Source organism: bacterium, from assembly GCA_040755795.1.
GTDB lineage: Bacteria > UBA9089 > CG2-30-40-21 > CG2-30-40-21 > SBAY01 > JBFLXS01.
Genome location: JBFLXS010000009.1, coordinates 1 through 19667, shown reverse-complemented (window position 1 = coordinate 19667; position 19667 = coordinate 1). Strand labels below are relative to the sequence as shown.

At 35.1% G+C, this 19667-nt stretch carries 21 protein-coding genes; 1 reads left to right on the top strand and 20 read right to left on the bottom strand.

Annotated features, from left to right (window positions below):
• Positions 1-10: 10 nt before the first annotated feature.
• Together AB1414_01435 and AB1414_01430 are read right to left on the bottom strand one after the other, a co-directional pair.
• Positions 11-910, bottom strand: a complete 900-nt coding sequence (locus tag AB1414_01435; protein MEW6606101.1) for a transporter — start codon at positions 908-910, stop codon at positions 11-13.
• Between the two features lie 67 nt (positions 911-977).
• Positions 978-1352 (bottom strand): VanZ family protein, encoded by a 375-nt coding sequence (locus tag AB1414_01430; GenBank protein ID MEW6606100.1) that lies wholly within the window; start codon positions 1350-1352, stop codon positions 978-980.
• Positions 1353-1926: 574 nt separating this feature from the next.
• Between AB1414_01430 and AB1414_01425 the strand changes: the two genes are divergently transcribed.
• A complete protein-coding gene (locus AB1414_01425) occupies positions 1927-2091 on the top strand; it encodes a hypothetical protein (GenBank protein MEW6606099.1) in 165 nt (54 codons plus the stop codon).
• A gap of 333 nt (positions 2092-2424) precedes the next feature.
• On the opposite strand, the gene AB1414_01420 is transcribed toward AB1414_01425, so the two are convergent.
• The 18 genes from AB1414_01420 to AB1414_01335 form a co-directional block, all read right to left on the bottom strand.
• Entirely contained in the window at positions 2425-3003 is a 579-nt protein-coding gene (locus AB1414_01420) for an HAD-IIIA family hydrolase (GenBank protein ID MEW6606098.1), read from the bottom strand.
• An 11-nt stretch (positions 3004-3014) separates the two neighbouring features.
• Positions 3015-4043, bottom strand: coding sequence for a transaldolase family protein (locus AB1414_01415; GenBank protein MEW6606097.1), 1029 nt, complete (start codon positions 4041-4043; stop codon positions 3015-3017).
• Between the two features lie 314 nt (positions 4044-4357).
• The gene (locus AB1414_01410) at positions 4358-4588 is read right to left on the bottom strand and encodes a hypothetical protein (protein MEW6606096.1); all 231 of its coding nucleotides are present in this window, start codon (positions 4586-4588) and stop codon (positions 4358-4360) included.
• Positions 4589-4748: 160 nt separating this feature from the next.
• On the bottom strand, positions 4749-5657 hold the full coding sequence (locus tag AB1414_01405; protein MEW6606095.1) for a hypothetical protein: 909 nt from the start codon (positions 5655-5657) through the stop codon (positions 4749-4751).
• 3 nt (positions 5658-5660) lie between these two features.
• Positions 5661-6881 carry a DUF3696 domain-containing protein gene (locus AB1414_01400; protein MEW6606094.1) on the bottom strand — a complete coding sequence of 407 codons (1221 nt, stop codon included), beginning with the start codon at positions 6879-6881 and terminating at the stop codon, positions 5661-5663.
• A 150-nt stretch (positions 6882-7031) separates the two neighbouring features.
• Positions 7032-7850 carry a 3-deoxy-8-phosphooctulonate synthase gene (gene kdsA, locus AB1414_01395; protein MEW6606093.1) on the bottom strand — a complete coding sequence of 273 codons (819 nt, stop codon included), beginning with the start codon at positions 7848-7850 and terminating at the stop codon, positions 7032-7034.
• A 333-nt stretch (positions 7851-8183) separates the two neighbouring features.
• Complete coding sequence (locus AB1414_01390) at positions 8184-9893, bottom strand: proline--tRNA ligase (protein MEW6606092.1); 1710 nt, start codon at positions 9891-9893, stop codon at positions 8184-8186.
• A gap of 175 nt (positions 9894-10068) precedes the next feature.
• Positions 10069-11799, bottom strand: a complete 1731-nt coding sequence (gene recN / locus AB1414_01385) for a DNA repair protein RecN (protein ID MEW6606091.1) — start codon at positions 11797-11799, stop codon at positions 10069-10071.
• Positions 11800-12106: 307 nt separating this feature from the next.
• Positions 12107-12496 carry a nucleotidyltransferase domain-containing protein gene (locus AB1414_01380; protein MEW6606090.1) on the bottom strand — a complete coding sequence of 130 codons (390 nt, stop codon included), beginning with the start codon at positions 12494-12496 and terminating at the stop codon, positions 12107-12109.
• 3 nt (positions 12497-12499) lie between these two features.
• Positions 12500-12982, bottom strand: a complete 483-nt coding sequence (locus AB1414_01375; protein MEW6606089.1) for a hypothetical protein — start codon at positions 12980-12982, stop codon at positions 12500-12502.
• The gene (locus tag AB1414_01370; GenBank protein MEW6606088.1) at positions 12969-13337 is read right to left on the bottom strand and encodes a nucleotidyltransferase domain-containing protein; all 369 of its coding nucleotides are present in this window, start codon (positions 13335-13337) and stop codon (positions 12969-12971) included. The genes AB1414_01375 and AB1414_01370 overlap by 14 nt, the downstream gene beginning before the upstream one ends.
• A 392-nt stretch (positions 13338-13729) precedes the next feature.
• Entirely contained in the window at positions 13730-15337 is a 1608-nt protein-coding gene (locus tag AB1414_01365; GenBank protein ID MEW6606087.1) for a M6 family metalloprotease domain-containing protein, read from the bottom strand.
• 27 nt (positions 15338-15364) lie between these two features.
• On the bottom strand, positions 15365-16636 hold the full coding sequence (locus tag AB1414_01360; protein MEW6606086.1) for a T9SS type A sorting domain-containing protein: 1272 nt from the start codon (positions 16634-16636) through the stop codon (positions 15365-15367).
• A 39-nt stretch (positions 16637-16675) separates the two neighbouring features.
• Positions 16676-17083: a DUF6516 family protein gene (locus tag AB1414_01355; protein ID MEW6606085.1), complete on the bottom strand. Its 408-nt coding sequence runs from the start codon at positions 17081-17083 to the stop codon at positions 16676-16678.
• Complete coding sequence (locus tag AB1414_01350) at positions 17061-17363, bottom strand: hypothetical protein (GenBank protein MEW6606084.1); 303 nt, start codon at positions 17361-17363, stop codon at positions 17061-17063. Before AB1414_01350 ends, AB1414_01355 begins: the two co-directional genes overlap by 23 nt.
• Before the next feature lie 261 nt (positions 17364-17624).
• Positions 17625-17753, bottom strand: coding sequence for a hypothetical protein (locus tag AB1414_01345; protein ID MEW6606083.1), 129 nt, complete (start codon positions 17751-17753; stop codon positions 17625-17627).
• Positions 17754-17802: 49 nt separating this feature from the next.
• Positions 17803-19149: a histidine--tRNA ligase gene (gene hisS, locus AB1414_01340; protein MEW6606082.1), complete on the bottom strand. Its 1347-nt coding sequence runs from the start codon at positions 19147-19149 to the stop codon at positions 17803-17805.
• Positions 19142-19441 (bottom strand): hypothetical protein, encoded by a 300-nt coding sequence (locus tag AB1414_01335; protein MEW6606081.1) that lies wholly within the window; start codon positions 19439-19441, stop codon positions 19142-19144. Before AB1414_01335 ends, hisS begins: the two co-directional genes overlap by 8 nt.
• Positions 19442-19667: the final 226 nt, after the last annotated feature.

The window sequence follows — 19667 nt, the reverse complement described above, 5'->3', positions numbered from 1 at the left end:
TGAACGCTTACTAAAACTCACGAATAAAACCTAAAATAGGTGTTATTCCAGTTTTTTTATTTTTACCAGTAACACGGTAAGCAATTGCCGCTTGTAGGGTAGTATTATGCAGTTCAACAGTTTCGTATTGAAGACCTAATAAAAGCGTCATTAACGAAGATTTGGATGCGTTAATTTTCTTTTTCTGGCTATTTCTGTCTTCGCTTTTAAATTCACCTATTAGTTCAGTAACAATGGTTGTTCTCTTTCCCGCTGGATAGTCTAAAGTTACATCGTAGGTGAATACATTGCCGGGGTTAATCTCAATTCCTTCTTCATTTTTGCCTTTGCCAGTGAGCGTATAAGCGAGATTTAAGTGTGTGGTAAAAGGCTCTAAATTTTTGGTCAATATTCCCATAAAAGTCAAATCTGTTCCTCCGGATGAAGTTGGTAAGTCAGTTGAGCCTTTTTTTGCCTCTTTGCCGGTAGGAAGTTTTATGATTAATAACCCGGAAATAGATGGTAGGTCAATTTTACCTGAAATAAGATTATATTTTGCTTTTAATTCGAGGTCTCCTCTACCCTGACCAGATTTTTCTTGAGCACCTAAATAAGGGGTTTTATTTAAAAACAAAAAAGGGAAAACCAGACCTAATTCTAAATTTTCTACTATCCCTCGATAAAGTTCTAATTGAATTTCAAATTCCCTTGCTTCAAATCCTTCTTTAACCTCTTCCCCGGCCTCGTAATCCTGCCTTTCTCCCTCATTATTCCACACTTCGTCACTTACCAGCCAGAGCAAATTTTTCTTTAATTCATATTTCCCCGGTTCTAAAACAGCGGAATATTCTCCAAGAATGGGATTGGCTAAAGATTGGGAAAGTATACCTGAAATCAATAGAAAAACCACAAGAAAACATTTTTTGTTCATTATTCCACATCCTTTCTTTTGGTAAATGGTAACTGGTGAATGGTAATTAGTTACCAATTACTTGCTTTTAATTTCGTGAAGCCCTATTTGGTCTTTTTATCAAAAATATCCCTTGAGCCAAAATACCTCCAGTTCCATCATAGATAACATCATAAACCTCTGGCTCGCGTAAGGAAATAAAAGATTGATGTAGTTCATCACTTAAGCCATACAATATCGTGATAATGATTGAGAATATTGCCGCTTGTTTAATCAAGAATTTTTTGTTTGAAGTTCTTGATGCCTTGCCAATAAGCCAGCTCAATATTCCAAACTCAATCAGATGTGAAAGTTTATCTGAAATTGGTAGTGGTGGCAATTTATCCCCTGGAATTGATGATTGAATAAAAATCAAACCCATATAAATCCCTGCCAAAAACCAATACCGCCTTGATATACTCATTATGGTTTATATCATACCAGATAATTTTATTTAAGTCAAGATTTTTTTCTGAATGTTATTTAAGAATTAAAAGTGAACCGTTTTTAGTGGATTTAAAAATTAAAAGTGAACACTTATGAAGAGCCGATATTCTCCCTTGCTGAATAGTTACCCCATAGATAAACAAGTCAATCGAATCTTTTTTCTTTTAGCTTAAATGTCAATGAGAAGTTTGACAAAACTTATCCGTAACCGTTCAGGTAATCCTTTACCGCAGAGAAGACGCAGAGAAACAGAGAGGAAAATATCTTTTTTTCGCGTTTTTCGCTGTTTAAAAAGGCTTAAAAACAGTTAGTCAAAAGTCCGTATTAAAAAATTAATAAATAACGAAAGACCCGAAATGCACACAAAAAAAGGAAATTTCTGTCTCTGATAAATAGATTTTAATTTTTTCTCTGCGTCTCTGCAGTGAACGGTTACACTTATCCACATTCCGGTAAGCGTTCAGGTGGTGTAAGAAAAGGAGATATGGAGATAAAGGAGATAAGGGGATATTATTAAAAAAATTGAAATTAATAGAAACTAATAGAAATTTATGGAAATTTGTTGTTTTCCACAATCAATTTCTACCTATTTCTATAAATTTCAATCTATTTCTATTATCTTATCTCCATATCCTTCTTATCTCCTTATCCCCTTTCTTACACTTTTGATATATAGCCTGAACGGTTACGAAATTAGAAATTGGGGAAAGAAGTGAAGAAATTTCCAATTTCTAATTTCCAGAAGAAATCACAGAGAAAACAATGAAAATAAACCGTCCCTAAATAGCTCAGTTAATGGCAATGTCCAGTATAAATTATTCTTTGGACAATTTTTAGGGGGAAGTTCCGTTACAAAGCAAAACAACCTTAGTCATCAGTAATTATTCACCACGAAGGGTACGGAGAGCACGAAGTGAAATTTGATGAATTATCGAATAGAGTCATTGGATGCGCTATAGCGGTGCATCGAACTCTTGGGCCAGGTTTGCTTGACACCGTGAAGAGTGATAATTCACAATTCACAATTGACAATTCACCATTCACCATTATTAAGGAAATTTAGGGAAGAAATTGTGAATTGTGAATGGTGAATAGTTACAGTCATCATTACTCCACGCCTCTATAATCTTATCAATAGTTAATTGTAAAACTCCTTGATTTTTTAAGATATACTCAATGATTTCTCTAACTGCTCCTCTTCCACCATTTTTATTGGCAACATAACTCACTTCTGATTTAATATATTCGGGTGCATCATTAACGGTTGCTGAGAACCCAACTTTTCTGAATAAGGAAATGTCGATTATATCATCTCCAATGTAAGCAATATTTTTATAGTCTAATTTTTCTTTTTTCAGGATTTCTTCAACTGCTTCTAACTTATTGATTTTTTCCTGGATGACATAATCCATCTTTAGCTCTTTCCCTCTTTTTTCAACTGCTTTGCTTGTTCTGCCTGTAATTACGCCTACTTTTAATCCTGCTTTTTTAGCTAAAGTTATGCCCATTCCATCTTTGATGTCAAAAAATTTTAACTCCTCCTTTTCCCCAAGTATTATTCGTCCATCGGTTAAAACACCATCGACATCCATAAGTATTAATTTTATATCTTTGGTTTTTTCTTCCATCTAATTATCCTTTAAGTATTTAATCCTTTGTATTTAAGGATGTCATGGATGTGAATTATTCCAAATGGTTCCTGATTTTCTGTAACTGTAATTAATTGAGTAATACTCGATTTTTCCATCATAGATAAAGCCTCATGAACAAAAGCATCTTTTGATATTGTTTTTGGTTCTCCGGTCATACATTCTCCTGCACGATAATCATAGAGATTTGGAAATTTTTGAATTGCTCGGCGTAGGTCACCATCAGTAATACATCCTATCAATTTCCCTTCCTTGTCTATAACCAGAACAATACCGAGTTTTTTCTTCGTCATTTCAACGATTGCATCTTTCATATAAGTTTCTTCAGTCACAACGGGTAAATCTTCTCCTAAATGGAGTAAATCTCTGACATACCGGGTTAACATAATATCTTCTTCGAATTTGTCAATACCTGATTTAGTCAGGGGATGTTGAAACATTTGCTCTATGGCAAAAGGCGGTATAGTAATGCAATCAGCCCCAATTAAAAACGCCTGACGGACATGTTCTGGTGTTCGGACACTTGAAACCATTACCTTTGATTTTATTTCCGGGTATTTCTTAAAACCAATAATTATCTCCTCAATCACCTTTAAACCATCGTAACCAATATCATATATTCTTCCGACAAGAGGACAAACATATGTTGCTCCAGCTAATGCCGCCAGGATTGCCTGATTTAATGAAAAGAGTAAGTGAACATTTGTTTTAATTCCTTTTTCTGATAGGTATTCAACTGCTTTTATACTCTCATGATGCAGAGGAATTTTTGAAATCACATTGGGCCCCATTTCCATATTAGCCATAGCACTTTCTATAATTTCCTCAGCCGTGTTTCCCATCGCTTCAATATGAATCTCACCAGGAATTATCTTAGAGATTTTTTTTATCTCACCTGGTATATCCGTTATTCCCTCTCTTCTGAAAAAAGTAGGGGTTGTCGTTACGCCTGAGAAAATCTTCATTTTAGAATATTTCTCAATGGCATTAATATTTGCTGAATCAATATATAGTTTCATTTTATCTTCCTCCATTTATATTTAGTAATCAGTTATCGGTCATCAGGTAAATTCTCGGGGTTCGGAGTTCGGGGATTCGTAACTGTTCACCACACAGACACAGAGATGCAGAGAAAAACACACCCCTAACCCCTCTTAAGAGGGGAGTTTTCCACCTGTGCGGTTAAATGTAAAATGGATAATGTCCAATGAGAAATGTCCAATGAAAATGTATAACTGAAAGATAATGAGTCTGGCGAAGTACTAAAATTTCCCATTTCTCATTTCCTATTTTACATTTTACATTTATTTTTCCTTTGCGTCTCTGCGATGAATTAGTCTAATCGCACAGGTGGGGAATTTTTTATCAGAGAGACTTCTTCGGATGTATTATAGCCTGAACAGTTACCACAAATCTGGCTTGCCTGCTGAACATTCGGCAAGCAGGTCATAACTATTTCAATGTCTGCATCAATAATCTGTAACCGTTCAGCCACAGAGGCACAGAGTTCACAGAGAATTAGAGAAATTAGCCACATAAGGACACGAATTAACCTCTCTGACATTCGATAAATGTAGTGCGAACCTTTAGGTTCGCTTTCCTGCTTGCCAGAAGCGAGGTTAAAGCCTCGCACTACAAATCTTTTTATTATTCGTGTTCATTCGTAGTTATATATTCCCTCTGTGTTCTCTGTGACTCTGTGGCTATATCCCTGAACGGTTACTTTAATAGATCTCTGTTTTTCGATTAGTAAAGTGGAGTATAACCGATGCCCCTATCTTCAAAAATATTTTCCTTCCTACTAAAGCACTACGGTTTGGATTTATAGAGACAAAAGGCCCCTCATTCCAATTACAAATACAGAACACAGGAAAATTTTCATCTTTCTTAATTTTACCTTTTTCTGGCACTATACCGATACGCAGAGGTTTTATATAATACCAGTATTCTTTGCCTAAATGGGTAGATCTCTTGATGACTTCGAACGAAGAGGGTTTTTTAATTAATCCTTTTGTTATCAATCTGTCCATATCCACAAATATTTCAGTAGTTCCGGTATCAAAGTCTGCAATAAATTTCGAGGTTAAGTTTGATGAATTCAGTTGTATATTTATTGTTGGATAGTAATCATCTTGTTGGTTAGTTTTTGACCATCGGGATGAACTTTCTTCAATTGCCAGAAGTTCATTATTTACAAAGATAAAGGGGAATTTTCCTTTCTCCTTGCAAATTTTTAATATATCAGTTTCCTGTGGATATTCACTGAGGTCAGGAGAGTATGTTACTATTTCTCCATTGACTACTGTTATCCATGCAGAATCCAATTCCTGAAATTTCTGGTTGAGCCAGTCCATATTATTTTCCAGAAGGGTGGATTCAAGATACATTTTTTTATCTATCCCAAGTGATGAATACTCTTCCAATGTTAAATTTTGCCCTACAAACCCACTTTTAAACCGTATAGGCTTAAAAATAGTTATCCCCTTCACTTTTTTTAGTTTCTCAATAAATTCTAAATCCTCTCTCCTAAAACTATACTCAGGATTTATTCCTAACTGGTATAAATATGGTATAGTCTGTATTAGTTTATAATACTTAATTATTTTTGGAGGAATAGGGAATCTTTTCTTCATCGGTTATTTTTCCCTTCTCTTAATAGCATCTAAAAACTCAGTTAATTCTTCTAAACTTTGCTCAAAGAATCCTGGAAAACCATCCTTTACCCTGCCTAATTCATCAATCTCAAGCGCAGTTACTTTTGCACTCCATTCCTTATTCTCAAAATAATATATCGCTAAGTCATCTTTTGATATTTGTTGTGTAGCAATGGCATATAGAAATGCGTGTAAGATATGTTCACTATGCGTTTCAATAAATAATTGGCTATTTTTATTTTCAACAAATTTAATAAGTAATCTTCCTATCTCTACCTGGGCCTTTGGATGTAGATGAACCTCAGGCTCTTGAATAAAGACTGTGGAATTATCAGGTATAAGAATAAGTGGTAAAACGATAAATATCATTTGTTGAAATCCTGACCCTTCATTTACTATAGGTGTATTTACTGGTTCTTTTAACAAAATCTTAACCCGATTACTTCCTATCCACTGAATGTCAATGTCTATTCCATAACCCATAATCTGACTGAGTTTTTGAGCTACTTCTTTTCGTAAATCTGCATTATAGGCAAATGCGGCGATTAAAGTTACAACTCTATCATTTAATGTTATATTCTCAAGTGTAGAATACCTTTGGGAAGGTTCTTCAGGAAGTAAATAACCTGCCTCTTCAAAACCTCTTATTGGATATATGAAGTAACACGATTCTAATAAATTCATAGGGAAATTATCATTATCACACTTAAGTTTATCCACCAATTGAAAGTTTCCTGTTGGATGAACTCCCTTGCAAACATTTTGTGCCTGTGAATTTCCTATATTATAGTCCCACCAGTAGTAATCTTTTACTCGTCCCTTATGAGATAAGAGATAATTATCTTTTATTTTAACTTCAAATTCTACCTCCATTATCTTATTTTTTTCACTAAGTACCCTCCCAGAAGTCTTGCCTGCTAATGCTATACAAATATATTCACTCCCTTTTTTAAGGACATCTTCAAACCTGCCAGGGTCAATTTTATAGGTATTACATGGATATAAGTAAGCTGATTTTTCGGGTAATCTCCGTATGTGTGGGATAAAAATATTAGAATTTGTTGTTTGACAAAGTGATTGAACAGCCTGTATCAAGCTTGATTTACCACTATTATTTGGACCTATGAATATAGTTATTGGTTTAGCGTTTATAGAAGTTTTTGCATGAAGTTTAAATCCCTCAACATTTATTTTTGTTATCATACTAACCTTCCTTTTATATACTATTTAATTATAACATCCTTTGTCAAAAAAAGCAAGAAAATTTTGAAGGACTTCTTCAATTCAGACATAAGTAACTGTTCATCGCAGACACAAAAGAGTTCGCAGAGAAAAACACCCCCCTAACCCCTCTCAAGAGGGGAATTTTTTATCCGAGAGACTTCGTGATTTAACCGCCTTCCAGATAGGTATAATATCTTTGACCAAATTTTCAAACTCTTTAAATGAAAGCTGAGTGGCCGCATCGCATTGGGCTATTTCAGGTTGAGGGTGGACCTCAACGAATATTCCATCGATTTTACAAGCAATAGCGGCACAGGCCAGGGTATTAACATATTCTTTTGCTCCACCTTTCTCAAGGTCAGCGGATGGCACACCATATTTTCGGATTGAATGACCCGCATCAAAAAACACAGGATAACCAAAAGATTTGAGTATAAAAAAAGACCTCGGGTCAACTACAAGGTCTCTATAACCAAAGCAAGTTCCTCTCTCAGTAATCATAATTTTATTGTTGCCAGTGCTTTCAATTTTTTTCACAATTTTACCTACATCTTCAGGATGGAGAAATTGTCCTTTTTTGATATTAACTGGTTTGCCCACACTGGCGATTTTTAAAACAAGCTCGGTTTGCATACAAAGATAAGCAGGTATCTGAAGAATATCCACTACATCGACTATTTCGCTGTCAATCTCATAAAGATTATGAAAATCGGTGATTAAACTTACTCCATATTTTTCTTTTAAATATTTAAATATCTTGATACTTTCTTCTAAATCAGGACCTGTATAATAATTATAACTTGAGCGATTATCTTTTTTAAACGAACTTTTGTAGATAATTTCAAAATCGTATTCTTTTGAGAAATCTATTAATGCCTCAATCGTCTTTACCGAAGTATCAAGATTTTCCAGGATACAGTTACCGGCAATTATTTTTAACTTTTTCATTTAATCCCCTTTTAATTTGGTAAATGGTAATTGGTGAATGGTAATTAGTTACCATTTACTTGTTTTTAATTTCGTGAAATTCTATATTGAATTATAGCATTTTAAGGACAGGTTTGTCAACAAACTTTTGCTTTTATCAGCAATTCTCATTATGACAGAAATTGTGTAAAAAAGGGGAAAGGGAAAAAATGGAGAAATGGAGAAGGTGATTAAAATTAGTCACGAATAATCCTAATAATCCTCTGTTTCGTGCTTATTCGTGTCCTATTAGTGGTTATATTTTCTCCTCTTTCTCCCTATTCTCCAATTCTCCTTGCTTACACATTTTCATAATTAGAATTGCTGTGCTTTTATTTTTTGAACCAGATTTTCAAGGGAGACAAAAATCTTTTCCTTTGTTTTTCTTAAACAGAGTTCAACCTCACCTGAAGATTTTGTTTTGGCACCAATGATAACTTGAATAGGAATACCAATTAAATCTGCGTCAGTAAATTTTCTCCCAGGTCGCTCATCACGGTCATCTAACAATACTTCTATGTTCTCGTTAAGCAGTAAATTATATATTTTTATGGCTAAATTTATTTGTTCGGAGTCTCTAACATTAATTGGCAGGATTAAAACCTCATAAGGAGCGATATTTGGTTGCCAGATAATTCCTCTTTCATCATTGTTTTGTTCAATGTAAGCGGCGATCATTCGACTTACCCCAATCCCATAACAGCCCATAATCATCGTTTTTTCCTGTCCTTTTTCATCTAAAAAGACCGCACCCATTGCCTCAGAATATTTAGTGCCTAACTTAAATGTATGTCCCAATTCAATCCCATAACTTATCTTTAGATGACCGCTACCACACCTTCCACAGGGGTCATTATCTTGAGCAATCTTAATATCTTCAAATTTATCTATCTTAAAATCACGCTCAAAATTAGCATTTATGTAATGGGCATCTTTTTTATTTCCACCAACGACAAAATTTATCTTTGTCTGGATGGAATAATCCGCAATGAGTGGCGTATCTTCCAGACCAACAGGTCCGGCAAATCCTACTGGTGCTTTTGTTACCCTTTCAATGGTCTCTGGGTCAGCCAATACTAATTCTTTAACCCCAAGAGCACTTCTTAATTTACTCTCATTGGCTTCCTCATCCCCGGGGATAAGGACTCCAATGACCTTATCGTCTGCCTTATAAATCAAGGTTTTAACCAATTGAGCCGGGCTAACTTTCAGAAAACTACTTACCTCTTCCACCGTTTTCATCTCCGGGGTATCAATTAATTTTAATTCTTCTAACTTCTGACTTCTGACTTCTGACTTCTGATTTCTTCCACACTCTGCCTTTTCAAGATTAGCCGCATAACCACACTTATCGCAACATACCATTCTTTCTTCACCTGCAGGTGAAAAAGCCATAAATTCATGTGAGAAAGAACCTCCAATAAGTCCTGATTCTGCCTCAACTATTTGAAATTTTAACCCACAGCGGGTAAATATTTTAGCGTAGGCATTATAAAAATCCTGATATATTTCTTCTGCGGATTTGTCATCCGGATGAAAAGAGTAGGCATCTTTCATTAAAAATTCCCGACCGCGTATCATTCCAAATCTTGGTCTTGGTTCGTCTCGAAATTTAGTTTGAATCTGATAAAGAGAAAGAGGTAGTTGGCGATATGATTTTACCTCCCGACGAACCAAATCCGTAATTATCTCTTCATGGGTCGGTCCAAGTCCAAATGGGCTTTTTTTACGGTCTGTTAGTTTAAACATATCATCTCCATACGCCGCCCATCGACCTGTTTCTTCCCAGAGAGAAGCCGGATGAAGTGTGGGTAAAAGCACTTCTTGGGCACCAATCCTGTTCATTTCTTCACGCACAATATTAATTATCTTATTTAGCACTTTAAGACCTAAAGGTAAATAAGAATAAATGCCTGCCGCCAATTTTCTTATTAACCCGGCTCGTAACATCAATTTATGGCTGATAATCTCAGCATCCTGTGGGTCTTGAAAAAGTGTATTTAGAAACAATTTTGATATACGCATTGATTTGTTACCTCCAAAATCTAAAATCTAAAGTAACTATTTACCCAAATGAAGTGTAAGGTAATCGGTAATCAGGTAATCGGTAATCGGTAACAACCAATTGATCTTTTCCCTTTACCGATAACCTGATGACCGATAACTGATTACCTGAATTTCACTTCAGATGGCTAAAATGTTACAATCTAAAATTCCCTCCAATCTCCCTACTTGCTACCTTCTCTAATAGTTCTTCAGCATGTTTTAATGATATGGGTGAGATTTCGTGTCCGTCTAAAAGAAGGGCTAATTCGTTCAGCCGGTCGGTTTTATCCAATTTGCGAACATAAGTCTGTGTTTTACTTCCTACAATCTTTTTTTCAACATAGAGATGAATTTGGGCATAAGCGGCGATTTGAGGTAAGTGTGTAATGCAAATTACCTGCCGACTATGACTTATGTGTTTTAACTTTGCCCCGACTTTCTGCCCAATTGTTCCCCCAATCCCGGTATCTATCTCATCAAAGATAAGTGTTGGAATTTCATCTACCTGGGCTAAAATAGTTTTTATGGCTAACATCACCCGTGAAATCTCTCCACCTGAAGCAATATCGGCTAATGGTTTTAATGCCTCACCAACATTAGGAGAGATTAAAAATTCGATGAGGTCTGCACCCGTTGAAGTTACCTTAACAGGCATACCATCAAGTTTAATCAAACTATCGCTTTGCTGTTTTGCCTCTATCTTCACTTCAAATTGTGCCTTTTTCATCCCTAAATCAGATAATTCCAGAATTATCTCATTGGCTAATTTATGGGCTACTTCTTTTCTTTTTTGCGATAACTCATTTATCTTTGCCTCTAATAAAACGGTTATTTCCGCAAGTTGTTTCTTGAGATTGTCAATCTCTTCTTCATTATAGGTAATTGAATTTATCTGGGTAGTTATTTTCTCCTTGTATTCAAGGATGGCTGAAATTGTCCCCCCATATTTTCGTTTTAATTTACTCATCAAATCTAATCTTGATTCAATCTCTTCTAATTTAGCCGGGTCAAATTTAATCTTTTGAGTATAATTATCTACCTGTCTGGTTAGTTCTTCTAATTGGTAGTAGAGATTTTGAGCCATCTGCAAGGGTTCTTTTAATGATGGGTCGAGTTCGGTTATTTCGGATAACTTCTTTTGGACCTGATAGAAGTTGGCATTGATTGCCTCAGTGCCATAAAGGAGGTGATAGGCTTCTTGTGCCAGGATATGAAGTTTCTCTGCATTTCGCAGGATTTTTACCTCCTGTTCTAATTCTTCATCCTCCCCCGGGATAAGGTTTGCCTGCTCGATTTCTTCATGCTCAAATTTTAACAAATCAAGTTGCCTGATTCTTTCCTGGTTCTCAAAAGAAAGTGTATTTAATCGGTCAATTAGTGCCGTGAATTGTCTATAAATCTGGTTAACCTCTCTGCTTAATTCATTAAATTCACCGTATTCATCCAACAGGTTTAATTGGGTATTTTGATTAAGTAAAGATTGATGTTGGTGTTGGCCATGAATATCAACTAAATTTTCTCCGAGCTGGGCTAACACATTTAGAGTAACTAATTTACCGTTAATTCGGCACAAGTGTTTTCCAGAGGATAAAATTTCCCGTTCAAGAAGGAGATTTTGGTCTGATAATGGGATACCGTAGGTTTCTAAGAGATTTCTTATCCCGGAGTTCTCTTTGATTTCAAATAAGGCAGAAATGACACTTTTTTCACTTCCAGTCCGAATGTAGTCAGTTTTTACCCGCTCACCTAAAACGGCATTAATGGCGTCAATAATAATGGTTTTACCTGCCCCTGTTTCACCAGTAAAGATATTAAGTCCAGGAGAAAACTCTATTTCTAAATCATCAATTAAGACAAAATCTTTGATATGTAATCGAGAAAGCATACTTAACCTTGATTTTCTTCATAAAGTCGAAGATTTTTACTAACCTTTCAATATAAGATTTTTTGTAACCGTTCACCGCAGAGACACAGAGACGCAGAGAAAAAATTAAAATCTATTCACCAGAGACAGAAATTCCCTTTTTTTGTGCATTTCGGGGTTTTCGTTGTTTATTAATCTTTTAATACGGACTTTCGACTAACTGTTTTTAAGCCTTTTTAAACACCGAAAAACGCGAAAAAAAGATATTTTCTTCTCTGTTTCTCTGCGTCTTTGCGGTAAAGGATTACCTGAACGGTTACGATTTTTTTTATAGATGACATGCCTTCACCTCTTCCTTCATTTTCCAGGCATCAATGTTAAATTCTATTAAATCTTGTGCCTCCCATGAAACTTCTAAGAGAAAGTTTAAATAAAGCCGGTCATCTTTTATTATGAGTGGGATGCCTCTAATTGCCTCCCAGCTAATAATAGGTTTAGCCCGATTAAGGATGATTAAATCCACCTCTTTTTTTACTATTCGTTCTACATCTAACCAAATTTGGGTTTCCATAGAAGTATCATTTAAATATACCGCCAGGTCAACATCTGATTCCTGGCAAAACACAGATTTAGCCTGCGAGCCAAATAAAAACGCCAGACAAACATCATTTCTCTTTTCAAAATATCGACGCAGTTCCTCTATTTTACTTTTATCCATCTCTTACCTCATATCCTTAAGCACTTGATTAATCCTATTCATATCTTTCAAAAAATAATCTTTGTTTTCCAAATACTCTTTCCACAATTCATCCATTCTTTTGAATCGTAATTCATAATCATAGGCATGGCAAAATATATGTCTAAATTTCCTAAGTTCATTCAACATAACATAGGTTTTATTAGATATTACTGTTGGTCTTACTTCTGGTATTTCCAGGGCCATTCGTTTAAGTAAATCTGTATGCCATGTATCACCCTGTATGGAATTCTCAAAAAAAATAGATAATCTCTTCAGAATCGATTCTACCGCATTATAGAGGTTGTGTAAGTAGTAGCCAAGTGCGGCGTTATCTTTATCTTTGATATTATCTTTATCCATTGTGGAGTATAGTTCTTCAATCTTATCCTCAATATTTTTCATCGCCAATAAATCATTATCTATCTGTGCAATTAATGTATTGATTTGTTCCTTACCCTCTTTCATATATCTTTTTACCCCTTTTTCTAATCTGTTGTCTTAAGAAATCATCTTTTTCATCTAAATCGATTAGTTCAATATTAAAAGAAGTAAAGTCATCAAGTTTAGAATATACTTTAAGGAAATCTTCATCTTTGACACCGCTTACTGCCAGGTCTATATCTGATGTTTGATTAAAGGTATCACTAATAATTGAGCCAAATAAATATATTTCCTTTACTCCAACTTCTTCTATCAGGTATTTTTTAATTTTTTCAAGGTCAAATAGAGCTTGAGTCTGTCTTTTTTTATTAGAGAGTTGTTGTTGTTTTAATCTTGAGAGGAAACTTTCTCTGTATTTATCTATTTCTTCCTTTTCCATTTTTCCCTTTTTCCCTTATTTACACTACAATTATCGTAACCGTTCAGGGATATAGCCACAGAGTCACAGAGAACACAGAGGGAATATAGAGCAGTTATTAGTCAAAATTTTACTCAGAGTGGATAAGGGAAAAATCCCAAATCCCAAGCACCAAATTCCACATACCAAAAAGCGAATTAGAGATTAGTGAATTAGAGATTAGATTTTACTAATTCGCTAATTCGCTTAATTCACTAATTCACTAAATGGAATTTGTGGAATTTGTGATTTGGAATTTCATAGCCATATCTATGTTAAATTTCGATTAATAAGTGCTATAATTCGTGTCCATTTGTGGCTAATTTCTCTAATCCTCTGTGAACTCTGTGCCTCTGTGGCTGAACGGTTACCAATTATCGTAAAACACCCACTTTACCTTTCTCTATAACCTTTCCTTCACTCTCAATCAAATAAAGATAAATACCACTGGCAATATCAACAGGTTGCCATTTTGCCTCACCAACATTATCACCCCTAATTGTCGTTATCAATTCACCTGCAATGGTAAAGATTTTAATGATTGAGTTATCTGGTAGATGAGCAAAGGTAATTTGTTTGTCTTTTGAATAAAAGGGATTAGGATAGACAATTATCCTCCTAGTAGTTGGTGTAAAGGTAGCATTTATCCATAGGTCAGCTATCATAGTAGATTGAGAATTACTGATATTAGTTACGGCTACATAGGTTAAGTTATCATAGTAATCTTTACTATTAGGTGTAGAATAGTTATAAAATAGCCTATTACTATAATAAATATCACCTGAATCCCCTCTATTTATATTTTTCTCAAGATCCCACTTTCCATCTGCCTGTTCAACTGCCACTAAATAGTGGTTATAAGGTAAAGGATTTAGTCCCGGATACCATTGATGTTTATTCCATTCATTTGAATCAAGATAATAATCTTTTATCTTTTCATCTACATGGTAGATAAGTAATCCACTACCTGGAAGATAACTGTCAAAGCCTACTTTTTGTCGATTTTCTACTAAGAAATATTCTTTACCTGGCTGACCACTTTTCCAGAGTTTATAAATAGTAGGATTTGTCTCTATCTGTGGAATTTGGACATTATCCATATTTGTAGTTACCGTAGTAGGTGTTACCCACCCTAACTGAATTTTACACCAGGCATCAGGATGTGCAGGAGATACTCCATACGGACTACCTAACCAATTACCAGAGCTCATAAGACTCCACTTTCCTATTCCTTCAGAGTTTTTGTCTGTATCATATAAATCAGGTAGTCCTAACAGATGTCCTACTTCATGAGAGAATACACCAATTTTACCATTTTCAGGACACATAGCATAAGCAGTAATATATTTATTATCAACTACAACAGGCGGAACCAATTTACTCATATGTGACCAAATATCGTTTCCTCCTTCTTCACCTCCACTACCAGCATGAACAACAATCAGAATATCCACAATTCCATCATTATTTTTATCATATTGGGCAAAATTAACATCAGGGTTAGCTTTTTCTATTGTTTCTTTTATTAATTCTGCCCATTTACCCTCCGGAATATAATTATTATAATTGTTATTTGCAGTATACCAATTACTTATTCCACCCTCAATATCTAATTTACCATAAGAGGATTCACAATAGTAATCTCGCATACTACCAGTAGAATAACTTCCTTTAGATAAAAGTAAATCAGAAAAATGTGATGATGAAGTAGTAGCAGCTTTATCTGGAAATTGAATGAGAAGCACAACAGCACTTTTTGTTCCTATTACCGCCGTTGTTATAGGTAAAGGTCTATCAATGTACTGAGGTTTTTTAACAAGAAGTCTACTTATCTCTTCAAGCCTTCCTTCTTTTTTCAATTTTTCCAATAAATCAGGATGCGGCGGGCATAAAAACACTTCACCACCGGAAATCTCTATATTTATACCGCATAAATTCATACAAATTATCACTACTAAAATCCATAGTTTAAAAGACTTCATTTAACCTCCTTACCACTCCTTGAAATTTTATCTGATTATTCCTAATTTACCTTTTGCCTGTTCTCCTTGAGGGTTGGTGATTAAGTAGATATAAATTCCAGAGGCTAAATTATGCGAAAGTGTCCACTGAATCTGGCCATTACAGTCAGTGCGTTCAATCTTATCAACCAATTCCCCGGCAATCGTAAATATTTTAATGGTAACCTCTTTTGTCAATCTACCTTCATTTATTCCACCAAAGGTAATGGAATTATGCTTACTGGGTATAAATGGATTAGGATAAACAGGGATTTTAGCAGGAAGATGAGGAGATGGTCCCACAATTGTTACTCCATTACTATAACCAATAGGACTCCACCATCCAGCTCTATCTTTTGCCTTCACACTAAAATAATAAGTGAGACCTTGTGTGCCCATTCCTATAAATTCAGTTTCAGTTCCAACCGATTTCCAATCAAGTGTATCTGTTCCTCCTTGAGTTGTGCCAATAGCAATCATATATTCGATAATTCCTGATTGTCCGTCTTGTGCCTGCCAGGTAGCATAAAGTCGGGTAGAATAAATACCATCGTCTATTACTGTTGGCGTGCCTGGTGGTATGGTATCAGGAGGAATGATAATATCCGGAGTCGGACTTGAGCTCCCTATTTTTAAGGTCAAAGTTGCTGTGCCATCATTTGCCCCTTCAGTGTATATCCAGAGGTTATCATTATCCGAGTAATCGAAAAAGTCACTTAAGTCAGGAATTCTAAAATTAGCCGGCAAGGCAACCCATCCACCGTCTGGTGAAAGGATTAATTCTGAGTAAAGGGCAGAAGTGCCCAAAGTAGAAGTTCCATCAGCATCTTGAAGCATAAGATAAACAATAGTCCCTGTGGCTGGATTAGGTCCCCATTTATATACATAACCATATACCCCAGGCTTTGTTTCAGATGTCTTCTCAACACCTGTGGTAACAGAACCCACACCAGAGGTTTGTGTGCCTGAGACAATTTGGTAGTAATAAGTAGTTGTCGCTCCAATAGTTATTGTTGAATTGCTCATCACTTTTACATAATGGGTATCATCCTGGATTGTTGGAGTTCCCGTATCTCGAATATCCAATGCCCTTTCACTTAATGAACCCGTATTTGTCCCCCACATAATATATCCAATTTCATTGACATCCGTAATCCATGAGATAATAAATTGGTTATCAGTAACATTAGTTATCTGGACATTTTTGGGAATAGTGGCTGATGCTGTTCCAACCAGAAATAATAATATTAACGCAAGGAAACTATTCTTATAAATTTTCATTGTAAAACCTCCTTTTCTAATGGGAAATTAGCACATTCCTTAAATTTCGTGAAGTTCTATTTTTTTTAAGTTATATATCTTCTCCTCTATCTCTTTTAATATAGAAGATAAGGTTGGTTCTTTAGAAACTGGTTCTATTTTATCCTCTTCGCCAATATGTTTATGGTGAGGGAAGTTAATTAATTCATGATGATGTGGAGCATCATCGTATCTAAAAATTATTTTATTATCTTTTTGGTAATGATACCGATATTTATATTTTTCTGGTTCTTCTTTTATCTCTATAAATTCCATCGAGTGTAGCTCTGAACCATCTATAAAATATAGTCTTATTTTCATTACCCCACTTACTTCTGTTTTTGTTTGTTTAAAAACTTGAATATTTTGCACCACTGGACAATTATTGATTATTTTTTCAACATGGTTAAAATAATCTTCTATCTCCAATTTCTATTTCCTTTAATCGACTGAAGTTTTGTTGTAATCTGAGTAATGTTTCATATTCGCCAGCCCATTCCATCACTTCTTCGCTGTCGCCTGTTATCCCTTTCTGAAATTGCTGATAAAATTCAACAGATGTCTTTTTATACTTCTGCTCAAATTCCTTTAATCTCCTTATAGTCATTTCTATAGCCCATGATATTGTCTTTAACTCATCTACAATTGCAGTTTTAATCAATAGCGATGTATATGGTAGTTCATCTGATTCGATAACCAATTTAGTCATAGCTTTTTACCTCTTCGTATAATTTGGGTAACTGGTGATTGGTAAATGGTAATTACATATCATTTAACCCGTCATCAGTATCCAGAACTGTATTTATACTCAATAAGGGCATAATCTGTGATTTTTGGTAACTATTCAGCCACAGATGAACACAGATGAAACACAGAAAATAAAAATAGTTTCTCGATAACAAACTATTCCCCCTTAATAAAGGGGGTTAAGGGGGTTGTTGCTTCTTTCTTGAAGGAAGATTCCTCCCCCTTACCCCCTCCAGAAGGGGACATCCACTCTCTTAATCCCTCGCCAGCGGGGGACATCCGCCTCTAACCTGTGTCTCTTCTTATCCCTTGCCCCTTGCCCTTCTATTTCATCCGTGTTAATCCGTGTCAATCAGTGGCTGAATAGTTACTCTAATTCAACAAAAGGTTGTAATATTTTCTTACACACTTCTATCTTCCAGTAAATCCGCCACTTTGCTGATTTGGTCAAATAAGATAGTCTGTTCTTGTTTTGTTTGCATATTTCTTAGTTTAAATGTAGAATTTGCCTTTTCATCTTCACCAACGATTACGGCAAAAGGTATTTTTGAGAGGTCAGCATATTCAAGGTTGCGACTGACCTTCCGCTCCATCACATCTATTTCTACCCTTAATTTTAATTGGCGTAGTTTCTGAGCGATTTCTAAGGCATAATCATTTACCTTGCCAATCGGAATAATAAAAATTTGAGGTCTTCTGGCGTCTTTAGAGAGTTTATCTTCTTTTTCAAGGGCTAATTTTACTCGCTCTACGCCGTAGGCAAATCCAATTGACGGAATATCTTTTTGTCCGCCCAATGTTCCAATTAATTCATCATACCTACCACCACCACATATTTGATTTTCCGCACCGAGTGCATCACAATATACCTCAAAAATCATCCCGGTGTAATATTGTAGCCCTCTGCCAAAACCAAGGTCAATTGTTATTTTGTTCCAGTTTAAATCTTTGAAATACTCAAGATTTTTAATAATGCTTTTTAATTCCTCTAAAGGTTTTGGATTAAGTTCATATTCAGCCACTAATGTTTCTATTCGAGTAAAAATATTTTCTGGTTTGCCTTTAATCTGCCTTAATTCTTGAATGAACTCTAATGCCTTCTCTGTTTGTTTCTTCTGGCTTTTTATTTTTAATCCCTTAAGGATTTCATCAAATCTTTTACCTTTACTAACTTCTTCCATTGCCTCGATAAGAAATGTTTTTATTTTCACATTTAGTTTTAACTTCTCCAATAATTCGGAGAGAAAGCCAATGTGTCCAATGACGAGACGGTAACTTTCAAGTCCAAGAAGTTGTAATCCCAGAAAAGCGATAGCGATAACCTCTGTATCTGAAATTGGAGTTTTACTTCCAATTAATTCTATGCCCGCATGAGTAAATTGGCGGTATCTACCCAACTGTGGAGTATCGTATCTAAAGGCAGGACCGATATAGTAAAGTTTTACTGGTAATGGATTATTTTGTAAGTTATTAATAAAGGCTCGAACAACTGAAGCAGTTATTTCAGGTCGCAGACAAACACTTCGATTGCCGTAGTCTTTAAAGGTGTACATTTTGGAGATAATCTCCTGTCCTGACTTTTTTAGATGTAGGTCTGTATATTCTACAATTGGGACCTCAATACAACTATAACCAAAGGATTCAAAAAAAGCCTTAATTTTATTTCGAATTTCCTCGTATTGATAATATTCTTCATAGCATAAATCGAATGTTCCCCTTACTCGTTGAACCGCAGATTCTTTAGCCATATTTTTCTTCTCCACGCATAATCCTGATAAATTTATCAAGGATGTTAATTGTCTCTAAATTTTGGGTATAAGAGTAAATTGCAGATTTCCCTTCACCTATTTTTTCTACAACCTTTAATTTCACTAATTTTTCTAAATCATTTTCCACTTCCGATAAATCTTTATTTATCCAGCGGGCTAAATTTTTTGCTGTATCCATAGCAAATTGATTTTCATAAAAGAAATTAACTAACTCAGTTCTAATTGGAGATTTAGTAACTTCTTCAAGAAATTCGCTTACCGAAGGTATCATAACTTCACTCCTCTAATTGGTAACTGGTAATTGGTAATTGGTAACTGGTAAGTGGTAACTGATTAAATAGTTTCGTCATGAGATCAGCCAAACGGTATTTATACTTTAGAGAGGCATATTTTGTGATTTCCTGTTACTATCAACTCAGGTTATCGGTTATCAGTTATCGGTTATCAGGTTATCGGTAAAGAGCAAGCAGTAGCCTGCTATCTCAAATTACCGATTA

Bases quoted from the DNA above. Each gene is read 5' to 3' on its own strand.
- AB1414_01435 (MEW6606101.1), bottom strand. From the start codon at position 910: ATGAACAAAAAATGTTTTCTTGTGGTTTTTCTATTGATTTCAGGTATA.
- AB1414_01430 (MEW6606100.1), bottom strand. From the start codon at position 1,352: ATGAGTATATCAAGGCGGTATTGGTTTTTGGCAGGGATTTATATGGGT.
- AB1414_01425 (MEW6606099.1), top strand. From the start codon at position 1,927: ATGGAAATTTGTTGTTTTCCACAATCAATTTCTACCTATTTCTATAAA.
- AB1414_01420 (MEW6606098.1), bottom strand. From the start codon at position 3,003: ATGGAAGAAAAAACCAAAGATATAAAATTAATACTTATGGATGTCGAT.
- AB1414_01415 (MEW6606097.1), bottom strand. From the start codon at position 4,043: ATGAAACTATATATTGATTCAGCAAATATTAATGCCATTGAGAAATAT.
- AB1414_01410 (MEW6606096.1), bottom strand. From the start codon at position 4,588: ATGTCAGAGAGGTTAATTCGTGTCCTTATGTGGCTAATTTCTCTAATT.
- AB1414_01405 (MEW6606095.1), bottom strand. From the start codon at position 5,657: ATGAAGAAAAGATTCCCTATTCCTCCAAAAATAATTAAGTATTATAAA.
- AB1414_01400 (MEW6606094.1), bottom strand. From the start codon at position 6,881: ATGATAACAAAAATAAATGTTGAGGGATTTAAACTTCATGCAAAAACT.
- kdsA (MEW6606093.1), bottom strand. From the start codon at position 7,850: ATGAAAAAGTTAAAAATAATTGCCGGTAACTGTATCCTGGAAAATCTT.
- AB1414_01390 (MEW6606092.1), bottom strand. From the start codon at position 9,893: ATGCGTATATCAAAATTGTTTCTAAATACACTTTTTCAAGACCCACAG.
- recN (MEW6606091.1), bottom strand. From the start codon at position 11,799: ATGCTTTCTCGATTACATATCAAAGATTTTGTCTTAATTGATGATTTA.
- AB1414_01380 (MEW6606090.1), bottom strand. From the start codon at position 12,496: ATGGATAAAAGTAAAATAGAGGAACTGCGTCGATATTTTGAAAAGAGA.
- AB1414_01375 (MEW6606089.1), bottom strand. From the start codon at position 12,982: ATGAAAGAGGGTAAGGAACAAATCAATACATTAATTGCACAGATAGAT.
- AB1414_01370 (MEW6606088.1), bottom strand. From the start codon at position 13,337: ATGGAAAAGGAAGAAATAGATAAATACAGAGAAAGTTTCCTCTCAAGA.
- AB1414_01365 (MEW6606087.1), bottom strand. From the start codon at position 15,337: ATGAAGTCTTTTAAACTATGGATTTTAGTAGTGATAATTTGTATGAAT.
- AB1414_01360 (MEW6606086.1), bottom strand. From the start codon at position 16,636: ATGAAAATTTATAAGAATAGTTTCCTTGCGTTAATATTATTATTTCTG.
- AB1414_01350 (MEW6606084.1), bottom strand. From the start codon at position 17,363: ATGACTAAATTGGTTATCGAATCAGATGAACTACCATATACATCGCTA.
- hisS (MEW6606082.1), bottom strand. From the start codon at position 19,149: ATGGCTAAAGAATCTGCGGTTCAACGAGTAAGGGGAACATTCGATTTA.
- AB1414_01335 (MEW6606081.1), bottom strand. From the start codon at position 19,441: ATGATACCTTCGGTAAGCGAATTTCTTGAAGAAGTTACTAAATCTCCA.